8 protein-coding genes and 5 pseudogenes are annotated in these 10,557 nt (G+C 60.0%); 6 read left to right on the top strand and 7 right to left on the bottom strand.

Translation table 11 applies throughout. From position 1 onward, the window contains the following. Positions 1-367: 367 nt before the first annotated feature. The 3 genes from NKH93_RS33860 (at position 368) to NKH93_RS33850 (ending at position 3,014) form a co-directional block, all read left to right on the top strand. Positions 368-661, top strand: a complete 294-nt coding sequence (locus tag NKH93_RS33860) for a hypothetical protein (RefSeq protein WP_352976319.1) — start codon at positions 368-370, stop codon at positions 659-661. A gap of 65 nt (positions 662-726) precedes the next feature. After that, positions 727-1,893 carry an amino acid kinase family protein gene (locus NKH93_RS33855; protein ID WP_352976314.1) on the top strand — a complete coding sequence of 389 codons (1,167 nt, stop codon included), beginning with the start codon at positions 727-729 and terminating at the stop codon, positions 1,891-1,893. A 611-nt stretch (positions 1,894-2,504) separates the two neighbouring features. Continuing rightward, positions 2,505-3,014, top strand: a complete 510-nt coding sequence (locus NKH93_RS33850) for a hypothetical protein (RefSeq protein ID WP_352976313.1) — start codon at positions 2,505-2,507, stop codon at positions 3,012-3,014. 1 nt (position 3,015) lies between these two features. On the opposite strand, the gene NKH93_RS33845 is transcribed toward NKH93_RS33850, so the two are convergent. Together NKH93_RS33845 and NKH93_RS33840 are read right to left on the bottom strand one after the other, a co-directional pair. Then, positions 3,016-3,450 carry a hypothetical protein gene (locus tag NKH93_RS33845; RefSeq protein WP_352976317.1) on the bottom strand — a complete coding sequence of 145 codons (435 nt, stop codon included), beginning with the start codon at positions 3,448-3,450 and terminating at the stop codon, positions 3,016-3,018. A 36-nt stretch (positions 3,451-3,486) separates the two neighbouring features. Further along, positions 3,487-3,789 (bottom strand): annotated as a pseudogene (locus NKH93_RS33840) (transposase); the annotation flags it as partial. 6 nt (positions 3,790-3,795) lie between these two features. Between NKH93_RS33840 and NKH93_RS33835 the strand changes: the two are divergent. Beyond that, positions 3,796-4,095: pseudogene (locus NKH93_RS33835) on the top strand (transposase); the annotation flags it as partial. Positions 4,096-4,641: 546 nt separating this feature from the next. On the opposite strand, the gene NKH93_RS33830 reads toward NKH93_RS33835, so the two are convergent. From NKH93_RS33830 to NKH93_RS33820, 3 genes and pseudogenes are all read right to left on the bottom strand, one after another. Beyond that, entirely contained in the window at positions 4,642-5,859 is a 1,218-nt protein-coding gene (locus tag NKH93_RS33830) for an ATP-grasp domain-containing protein (protein WP_352976312.1), read from the bottom strand. A gap of 327 nt (positions 5,860-6,186) precedes the next feature. After that, positions 6,187-6,733, bottom strand: a pseudogene (locus NKH93_RS33825) (transposase); the annotation flags it as partial. Positions 6,734-6,808: 75 nt separating this feature from the next. Then, positions 6,809-7,309 (bottom strand): annotated as a pseudogene (locus tag NKH93_RS33820) (ATP-binding protein); the annotation flags it as partial. Positions 7,310-7,621: 312 nt separating this feature from the next. Here NKH93_RS33820 and NKH93_RS33815 point away from each other — a divergent pair. Both NKH93_RS33815 and NKH93_RS33810 read left to right on the top strand, forming a co-directional pair. Then, positions 7,622-7,795 (top strand): hypothetical protein, encoded by a 174-nt coding sequence (locus tag NKH93_RS33815; RefSeq protein ID WP_156933500.1) that lies wholly within the window; start codon positions 7,622-7,624, stop codon positions 7,793-7,795. Then, complete coding sequence (locus NKH93_RS33810) at positions 7,779-9,848, top strand: recombinase family protein (protein WP_352976310.1); 2,070 nt, start codon at positions 7,779-7,781, stop codon at positions 9,846-9,848. The genes NKH93_RS33815 and NKH93_RS33810 overlap by 17 nt, the downstream gene beginning before the upstream one ends. Before the next feature lie 31 nt (positions 9,849-9,879). Here NKH93_RS33810 and NKH93_RS33805 read toward each other — a convergent pair. Together NKH93_RS33805 and NKH93_RS33800 are read right to left on the bottom strand one after the other, a co-directional pair. Beyond that, a pseudogene (locus NKH93_RS33805) lies at positions 9,880-10,230 on the bottom strand (ATP-binding protein); the annotation flags it as partial. Next, positions 10,227-10,557: Mu transposase domain-containing protein (locus NKH93_RS33800; protein ID WP_502896547.1), on the bottom strand; the 331-nt coding region annotated here is incomplete at its 5' end. The gene NKH93_RS33800 and the pseudogene NKH93_RS33805, both read right to left, overlap by 4 nt.

Genomic DNA, 10,557 nt, shown 5'->3' with positions numbered 1-10,557 from the left:
CATCACAGCCATCATGCGAAAGCTCATCATCCTCGCAAACGCACTACTCAGGGACAATCGGACCTGGACACCATCTCTCCCTTGACCAACACGGATACTCTAGCGCACACAAAAGCGGATCACTTACTGGTCAAACTGGCGACCTTTGAACATCGGAACCCTCGGAAATTCGTCGAGAGCTCGTGCCACACGGCCGGCACCAAAACGTTGCAACAGATCCTTCAACTAAGTTTACAGAATCTTTGCGACTGCCAAGCGCTGACAATGGTACCTTCACCTCAAACTCTGAGATCAGGCACGGATAAAAAGCTGATGACTGTTTGCGCTCGGGCCGCCGCACAGCACGAAACCTCGGAGCCAAAAACCCATGGCAAGAAAAGCGCTCATCCTTGTTGAAGGCCATAGGGGTAATGGTCCGCTCCACGTCCAAGCGGCTGAGCGTCTTGGCTTCAATCCAATTACTCTGTCGGCTGATCTGGCTCAGTGCGAATATCTTGCGGCGGAAAGCGTTGAGCTACCATTTCCGAACCTTGGCGAATGGCGGCAACGTGCGGGACCTGCCGGCTTTGCAGGAGCTGAATTGGGGCGCATGGATATCAGTGCGCTGCGGATCAGGCGGCGAGAATGGCGGGTCTCAGAGCAGGCCCGGGTTGTCAAGTGAAGTGAGAATTCAACCCCTCCGGCATCATCGCACAGCTGCAATGCCAACAACGCGATTGGTGGAACATGAACGCGACGGTTCTGAAATTCGGCGGCTCTTCTTTTCTGCATCCCAAAGACTACGGTCGAGTTGCTGGGCACATAGCCGACCGACTGGCGGCTGGCAAAAACAAAATCGTTGCCGTGGTCAGCGCGATGTCGGGCACCACTGGCAACCTGAAAGCAGTCATGCTCAACGTCAACAAGCAAGCATCACCATCGAACCTCGATGCGGCACTCGCAACCGGAGAGATGCTCAGTACCTGCCTCTTGGAGGCCGCCGTCAGCCGGTTAGGGATTCCCGTAACGTCCTTGAACGCCTATTCCCTCGGGATACGTACAAATTCAGACTTCGGTCGCGCGTCAATAGAAAGCGTAGATCCTAAGCCAACTATTGCAGCGTTTCAGGAGCATGACGTTGTCATTGCTGCGGGCGCCCAGGCAATTGACCAGTCCGGCAGGTTAACGATGCTCGGCAGAAACAGCTCTGATCTGACAGCTGTCGTAATCGCGTCTATATTGGGGGAGCACGCTTGCGAAATCTACTCGGATGTTCCGGGCATCTATACAGCAGACCCTTGTCTTGTCCCAGGAGCACAACTGATTCCGGAGATTGCCTATCGCACGATCCTACAGATGTCGCGACATGGCGCAAAGGTACTGCACCACAGGGCGGTAGACTACGCCGAAAAGCACGGGGTCACCATTGTTTGCAAATCGCTCACCAGCGACGGAGCCGTCGCGGGCACTTTTGTGACAGGCCATGGAAACGCCTGTTCCGTGACAGTGGCTCGCGACGCCCCGGTGTTGTCATGCGCCAGCATTCAAGAATGCGACAACCTTTGCGCGCTTCTTGCTCGACACGAGATCAACGCGATCCGGGTGGAGGACAGCCACGGCGTGGGCATATGCATTCTAAGCGACATCGATTTTGCCCTGCGGCTTGTCGCGCGCACGAACACTCGCTCCGTCCCAATTGGATCAAGGTCCGCGGTGACAGAGCTTGATTCTTCCGCGTTGCGTGTGCACTTGCACAGCGATTATGAACGCGCCATTTCCCTGGCGCGCCAAATCCACGAACGAATGTATCCTGCAGCGGCTAACGAACCGTTTGGGTCGAGGATAGCTGGACAGCCCTCGGCTTATAGTTCGCTGCTCTTTCGCGCAAATAATACGCCGGGAAATCCGCGGTAATCCTTCGGTCATACGGCTCCATTCAACTCTGGATGCCTCTTCATCTTTCAACTGGTCTCCTCGAGCTACCTGCATTTCGGCGTGCGGAGGCTACTGTTCCGTCGTTGAGGCTGATGCTGGTTGTTGGCGGCGGCGTACGCCTCCGGCGAGGCTTTCAATTGCCCAAATCGTGTGCGGGGCCTATTGCCGCGTATGAATCTGCCGTGATTTCACGGAGGCGTCACGGATTCGAGACAAGACCAGCAGCAGCGGCTTGGCAGGAAGAGCTTTGCGCGGCGGCCCTTCCCGACAAGCGCCTGGTCCGCCGGCTCAGCGGTTGCTGGATCAGCTGTCAGCAGCGCCGGGCAAGCCGATCCCGGTCGGCCTGTGGCGACTGAGCAGCGGCGAAGGCGGCCTACCGCTTCTTTGACAACCCGCGTGTGACCGAACATAGCGTTCTCGCCGGCCATTTCGCCGCGACTGCGGCGCGTTGCGGCGAGCGAAGGTCCGATCCTTATCCTGCAGGACACGACCGAATTTATCTACAGTCGCGCGCAGCCGGGCAAAATCGGCTTCACCAAGACCATCAACGCCGGGCGCTACAAGGCTGGGCAGCCCAACGTGCTGACCTTATGCGGGATGCTGATGCATTCGAGCTTGGCCGTCACCCTCACCGGCACACCCCTCGGTCTGACGGCGGTGAAATTCTGGACACGAACGAAATTAAGGGAACGCTCGCGCTCAAGGGGCACATCAATCCCACGCGCGTGCCGATCGAGACGAAAGAGAGCTACCGCTGGCTGGAGAACCTGCGCCAACCCATCGCGATCGTTGGCGCGCCCGAGCGCTGCGTGCATGTGGGTGACCGGGAGAGAGATATCTACGAGCTCTATTGCACGGCGCAAGACCTTGGTAGGAGCTTCATTGTGCGGGTGCAGACGAACAGGCTGGCCGAGCGGCCGCCGATGCTGCCCCACACGATCCTGCTCATCGCGTCTTTGCCCACTGCGGCGACGCCTTGGGCGGCACGTCATCGCATTACGGTCGATCAGAACGAGACGACCCGGCTGCAGGTGAATTCGCCGCCATCAACACCTTGCCGCCCGTGGGCAAGCAAAAGCGCTACAGTCCGCTGGTTCTGACTTACATCCACGCCCTCGAAGAAGATCCGCCGCCCGGTCGCGAGCCGATCGACTGGCAGCTGGTGACCAACTTGCCGGTCGAAGATCTCTCCGCGGCGGCCGAAAAGCTTGGCTGGTACGCCCTGCGCTGGAAGGCAGAGGTGTCCCACAAGGTCATGAAGCCGGCTGCCGTGCGGAGGAGGCAAGGCTCGAAACCGCCGAGAGGCTGGCCAAGTTCCTCGCCCTCATCGCGGTGGTCAGTTGGCGCATATTCTTCGTCACTATGTCGGCGCGTGCCAAGCCAGACGCCGCGCCCGACAGCGTTCTCACCGTGGCCGAGATCACTGCGCTCGACCAGATCGACGCGTCCCGAACGCGACCACACGTCCAACGGCCCACGCTCGCCGCCTACCTGCTGCAAATCGCCATGCTTGGCGGCTATCTCGCCCGCAAACATGACCCGCCTCCTGGCAACATGGTCGTCTGGCGCAACCCGCTGCCAGGTGGCGCGCAGCACCTTCGAGACCGCAGCCTTGATGCCCTCATGGGCGTCGGAGACGACAAGTTGACGCCGCGCAGGCCACGACGAGTTAGCTTTCTCAGGAACTCCGTCCGGATCGGCTCGGCCTCCGAGGTGCCGATCTCCATGCCAGCACCTCGCGCAGGACATCACTATTGACGCCGACGGCGATGATGACGGCGACCGACACGATGCGTCCACGGCGGCGCACCTTGAGGTAGGTGGCTCGATCCACAAGTATGGCCAATCGCCCTCGATCGGCCGCTCGAGGAAGGCCTTGTCGACTTCTCCGCCTGGCTCGGGCTTGTGCCTCTGCAGAACTCAACCAGCGGCAAGCAGATCCTTGGCAAGACCTCGAAAATGGGTCAGCGCGACATCCGCAGACTGCTGATCATCGGCGCCATGGCCGTGGTGCGATGGACCGCCCGCCGCGGCGCGCCGAAGGGATCTTGGCTGGCCGGCCTGATCGGTCGCAAGCCTCGCCTGGTGGTCGCCATCGCGCTGGCTAACAAGGTGGCACGAGCTGTATGGACCATGCTCACGAAGAAGGAGAATTATTGGAATCCGGTGGCGGCAGCCTGATCGGGCCAATCGTCCATCGGTGTTGCCAGGAGGTCGCGAACGTAAGGGCAAATGATCGATCAGATCGGGATCAGGAAAGCCAGTGTGATTCACGGAGCCACGAGCTCGCCCACAGTGATTTGGAACCTGATCCGCGCATCTCCATACCGGCGAGCCGCAGTTGTGAGGCCTGACACATGACCGTACTCGACCGCATGCTCTGCGCTGTTCAAAACCAGCTTGCAAAACCGGGGGGCATCCAAACATGAATCAATTGGGCCCACCAGCAAAACGCAAAATCAAATTGCAAGAAGATGGCCCTCAATCACCGCAAATCCTGCAATACAAAACCGCCGATCTTTATCAATCAGTAAGCTAAATCAACGGCTTGCGCATAGTTCACGGGCGAGTACGTCAAGGTTTGCGACGTGTACAGCGCCGAATACTTTACGTTCCTGGCGCTGAAACCTTCCTGTATCGGCGGCTACGTCCGTTATATTATCGGCGCGGCAACGTAGGTCTCTCTCTCTCTCTCTCTCTCTCTGCTAGAGAGATTAGGGTCTCACGTCAGGTCGAAAATGGTGTAATCGACCAGTCAATTAAGTCGACGGCACGCTGAAGTATCGCCCGGGTCCGGGTATGGGTGGGGGAAGCGGCGATGATATATCCGATAAGATCTCCGGTATCGCCTTTTCTAACGATCGGCGTCTTGGGTTCAATATACAACTTGACCTCGGCGACACCGGATACAGCAGCCGCCCGTTTGTCGCCCCCGATCCAATCGAGGGTGCCCTCGCGATAAGGAACTAGGAACCGCGCGATCGCAGTCTGCGACTGGCTTCTGCGCAAATTCCATTCGTCACCGATAACCAATTTGATGTGCTCGGCTACGAGATCGACACCGTAAGCCAGCTGAACCAGTTCAGGAGCGGGCGAACCTGGAAGACGCGGATTGACCTCGATGACGACTGGACCACGCGTCGTCCACCGGAGTTCAATATTCGTTGGCCCCCAGCCAAGGCCGAGAGCTGGCAAACAGCTCTGCGAAACATCGGCGATACGATTATGCTCGTCATTATTCAGCACGGCCGGGTAGGTGAGTTCTCGATAGACGAAATGGGGTGGGCGGCAGAAGTCAAGGGCGCCAATCCCAATGACCTCATTTCCCATTATGTCGATGCTATAATGCGGGCCCTGTGCGAATTCTTCGACCAGTATCCTCGGCGGGGACTGCCATACGTGCTTCCCGCCCAACAGATACGTGGTATGTTCGGCCACCTCATCGGCGTCGCGGCACAATCGGACACCTCTGCTGCCGGCACCTACGGCTGGTTTAAGAATCACCGGCAGCCCGATTTCATCGGCAGAGCTTTCCACCTCCGTCGCATTCGTTGCCAAGCGATAAGCAGGGATTGGAACGCCGGCTTCCGCGAGAAGCTGACGTTGATTGAATTTGTCGCAGCATCGTTCAATCGATGTGGGGTTAGGTCCCGGTAAATCGAAATGGCGGCAGAGCTTGCCAACTGTCGCATAGAACGAGTCCCCGACAGACGTAATGCCAGCAATGTCATAGGTTGCATGCAGCCGGGAGCATTCGCGGATCAGCGCATCGAGATTGCCTGTATCGACACGGATTGCCTCAATGCCTTCCGCCGCAAGATAGTCGTATTGAGCTGGATCAGCCGACAGGACAATTGGATGAAGACCAAGACGCTGGGCCGCCTGGACGTATAGCGGACCATTATACCTTGAACCTTCAAGCAGGATGAGCGCTCTTCTTGCCATTGGCCGTTGACTCCGACATTGCGTATTGTGCGGCGGTCCGAGGGTACATCGCAGAAGCTATTTTAGCCGTGCCTGACGTCAGACCATATGGTAAATGTACTATTGTCAGTGATCTGCGGTCGCAAAGATTCTGCAAATTTACATGAAGGCTTTGTTGCAGCCGCTTTGACGACCGGCGCTGTGGCGCGGAGCGTCTCGACGAATTTCGGAGAGTTGCGATGTTCACGGGGCGCCGGTTTGACAGTCAGTGATCGTCCCCGGTAGATGGCATGTCGACGAAACCTCAAGCATAGTGGCCAGTGGATGCATTTCTCTCGCGCCATCGACAACCTGTCGTCGGTTGTCGAAATGACGCGACAGCCCCTCCGACCATAACACAGCGGTAAACTCTGGCCCGATGCCTTCGGGTCGAGCAGCATCGCCGGAGCCGGCGAGACGACCGGCGCGGCAGAAAGCGCAGCATCGCGCCCGGCCTCGACAGCCTTAATCTGCTCCAGCAGCAGCTCGAGCCTGTCGAGCTCCCAGCCGACCTGCGCCTGCAGATGTGCCGGCAAGTGTCGGCCATCGCCGGAGCGCCTCCACTCGCTTGCACCGGCGCAGCGGCTCATAGCCAGACAGGCCTTGGGCGAACAGCAGGCGTTGGCTCACGCGTAATGCCGCAATGGTCCTCCTTCCTCGCGCCTCGCTTGTAGGCCAGCAACGCCCGGACCAGCGCCTCGCCGTCGATCTTGTCGGTCTTTGCGCGGCGGCGCTGGCGCGAAGTCGCAATCGACGCCGGATCGACGACGCGACTTTCGCTCCCTTCGGCCTCCAACACGCGATGGATCCAAAAGCCATCGAGCCCGGCCTGCTGGATCACAATGATCGGTGTCAATGCCGCTCGAATTTTCCCCAAGTGCCGAAGTAAAATTCCCCGGTTTCGCCGCTCAGGCTGTCGCGGAGGGTGTCCATTTTTCGGTGGCCGGCCGCGCGGCCGCGATGCATTTAGTGTCGGCGGCGTGATGGAGGCTTTTGATCGCAGGTGTTCGGGCATGAGCTCGGCGTGCTGGCGGAGCCGATAGCTCGATCCTTCGATCTGGACGACGACGGCATGGTGAAGCAGGCGATCGAGAAGTGCGGTTGCGACGACAGGGTCGCCGAAGACCTCGCCCCATTCGGCAAAGCCGCGGTTTGAGGTGAGAATCATGGCGCCCTTCTCATAGCGGGCGTTGACGAGTTGGAAGAACAGATTGCCGCCACCGTGGATGACGGGCAGGTAGCCGATCTCGTCGACAACGAGCAGAGCAGGCCGGCAGAAGAAGCGGATGCGTTCCTGCAGGCGGCCTTCGCGTTCGGCCCTTGCCAGTGCGGCGATGAGTTCGGCGAGCGTGCAGAAATAGACGCTCTTTCCGGCCTTCACGGCTTCGACGGCAAGGGCGATGGCCAGATGGCTCTTGCCTGTGCCGGGCGGACTGGGCTCATAATGCCCGTTATCAGGATGGCGAGGCAAAGAAGATTGTCCGTTACGCCTTTCATCCACGTTCGGGCGGGGAGATTTTCGTCACAGGCCATCAGCTTTATTGCGGTGAGCCGGCCTATGTCGGGCGACAACCGGATGGCAGCCTGGCGCTGATTCCGATCTGGATGACGGAAGAGATCGCCCTGACGATGGCGGTTCGCGAGGCGCCCCGTTTTCCCCTTTCATGCCTGCGCGACCTGCGCCGCGAGGTCGATGCATGTCTACGTTTTCTGCAGAGCGACTCACGCCAGCCAGGAGACGACCATGCAGCGCAGGCAATGCCGAACCGACCAGCCAGACCTGTTTTCCAAGAAGGCTCCGCCATCGAGTCTTCCAGGCGAAGTCCGGGAACGCACCCTCCCGCTGATCGAGACCTTGCTGAGGGAAGCGGTGGTGAGCCAGACGGGACGGGAGGCAGATCATGAAGATCACCGCTGAACATCTCGCGCGCGGTGCCTATGTCTATGTCCGGCAGTCGACGGCCGATCAACTCGTCAACAATCCCGAGAGCCGGCGACGCCAATATGGCCTTGCCGAGCGAGCGCGGTCCCTTGGCTGGAAAGACGCCATCGTCATCGATGAAGATCTCGGTCGTTCAGGGTCTGGCATCAGCCGTCCGGGCTTTGAGAAGCTTCTGGCGGCGATCTGCGAAGGTCGGGTTGGTGCGGTCCTCGCCATTGAAGCCTCCCGGCTGGCCCGCAATGGCCGGGACTGGCATACGCTCATCGAGTTTTGCGGCCTTGTCGGAACGCTCATCATCGATGAGGACGGCATCTACGAACCGCGTCATCCCAACGACAGGCTGCTGCTCGGCATGAAGGGCACGATGAGCGAACTGGAGCTTTCGATCCTGCGGGCCCGCTCGATCGAAGCCCTGAAGCAGAAGGCACGACGGGGCGAACTTTTCCTGACGGTGGCGATCGGTTACGTCAAGTCGGGCCGGAACCGGGTCGAGAAAGACCCGGACCTGCGGATCCGCGAGGCGATCGATCTTGTATTCCGGCGTTTCGACGAACTGCAGAGCATCCGGCAGGTGCATCTGTGGTTGCGCCGCGAGGGCATTATGCTCCCTGCCGTAAATTACACGCGCGCGGCGGACAGGGCGATCGTCTGGAAGCTGCCCGTCTACAATACGGTGCACCACATTCTCACCAACCCGATCTACGCCGGCGCCTATGCGTTCGGGCGAACCTGCAGCAAAGTCACCATAGAGGCCGGACGCAAACGGATTTTGCGTGGGATCAGGCGCGATCGCGCCGACTGGGAGGTCTTGCTCATCGACCATCACGAAGGTTACCTGAGCTGGCACGATTTTGAGAGGAATCAGCGCCTGATCACGGACAATGCCACAAGAAAAGGCCTGGTGCCGCGCGGTGCTCTTCGCCGGGGCGAGTTGCTGCTCGGCGGTCTCTTGCGCTGCGGCTATTGCGGCCGCAAGCTGCATGTCTCCTATTCCGGCAGCAACGGCAATACGGGGCGCTATCATTGCCGCGGAGCGCAGGTCAACCACGAAACCGACCCGTGCATCGGCTTCGGATCGTTGCGGGTCGATCAGGCGGTCAGCGCGGAGGTTCTTCAACGCCTTCAACCGCTCGGCATGGAAGCGGCGATCAAGGCCATCGAGACCTCCACCGTGCAGGCTGGAGAGAAGCGGCGCCATGTGGAGCTCGCACTCGAGCAGGCACGTTATGAAGCCGCCCATGCACGCCGCCAGTATGACGCCGTCGACCCGGACAACCGGCTTGTAGCAGGCGAACTGGAGCGACGCTGGAATGCCGCGCTCGTAGCCGTCCGCGAGCGTCAGGACGAGCTTGACGCGCTCGACCGCCACAAGCCTGAGGCTCTGGGAGAAGAGGAACGGCGGAGCCTGCTGCGCATGGGCGCCGATCTCGAACTGGCATGGCATCATGCCAACGCCACCGCCACCACGCGCAAGCGGATCATCCGTGCCGTGATCCGCGAGATTGTCGTCGCCATCGAAGACGACCACATCAAAATGCTGGTGCATTGGCAGGGCGGCGACCATACCGCGCTTTCGGTGAGGAAGAACAAGGCAGGCCATCACCGTTGGGGCGCCCCGCCGGACATCGAGGACCTGATCCGTGCCCTGGCACGCCAATTGCCGGATAGAGCGATCGCATCGCTTCTCAACCGGCTCGGCAAAACCACGGGTCGTCTGAACGGATGGACGCAGTCCCGTGTCTGCACTTTCCGCAACCAGCACGACATCGCCGTCTACAAAAAGGACGAACGGTCGGAGCGCGGCGAGTATACATTGCAGGAAACGGCTGCGAAGCTCGGCCTGCGGCCAATGACCGTGCTGCGCATGATCCGCGCCGGCGATCTGAAGGCCGAGCAGTATTGCAAGGGTACGCCCTGGATCATCCGTCATGAAGATATCGAGCAACTCGATATCCAGCACCATTCCGGCAGGAGCGGACACAGTCCATTATCACAATCACAGGATCAGCAGATCCAGCTTTTTCAATAACATAGCGAGGTGTGCATTATGTCGTGGGATCGGGCGGCCCGAGGAGATGGACGACCTCGCAGCGGGCGACGAAGCCGAGTTGGGCCAGCGTGAAGATTTGATCGCGGTCGAGCGAGGGCTGGAAAGAGAAGTCGAAGCCGGCGAGCGTCTTGATCGTGGCCAGGCGCCCCATGCGCAGTGCCGTCTTGATCCGGCTGTTCTCGCGCAGGGTCAACTCTTCCGAGAGGAGGATGTCCATGGCTTCGAGGGCGGCGATCTCGCCTTGCTCGAGCCGGCGCACGACATGATCGAGCGCTTCGAGCGCCCGCGGCATCTTCAGGCCGACGAGGTCGTGGCGGATCCGGTCGATGGTGGATGGCGTGGTGTCGAGCGCGTTCGTCATGGACGTTGCTCCTTCGCCATCACCCGGGCGACGGCATCGTAGAAGGCCAACGGGCGCTGAGTGACCCTGTCGCCCGAGCCATGAAGAATGACCTCGTCGTTCCTCAGTCTTTGTCGGCGCTTGTGGACGTGGATGTTGCGATGACCCGGCTCGACATGACGCTGGTGCCGGCCTTCGAGAATAGGATGGGTGGCAATCAGTGCGCCGTCCTCGAAGATGCGCAACTCTTCGGCCAGCGTGTGCACCTCGACGACACGGCGCCTGGTGGCGTCGGGCACGCTGTAGAAATTGCCGCCGACGCTGATCATGCCCTCCCGGCTGATGCGT

Origin of the sequence: Mesorhizobium sp. M0954, from assembly GCF_040319155.1 — a bacterium.
Lineage (GTDB): Bacteria > Pseudomonadota > Alphaproteobacteria > Rhizobiales > Rhizobiaceae > Mesorhizobium.
Note: the sequence above shows the minus strand (reverse complement) of the source record. Positions and strands in the feature narration are given on the sequence as shown.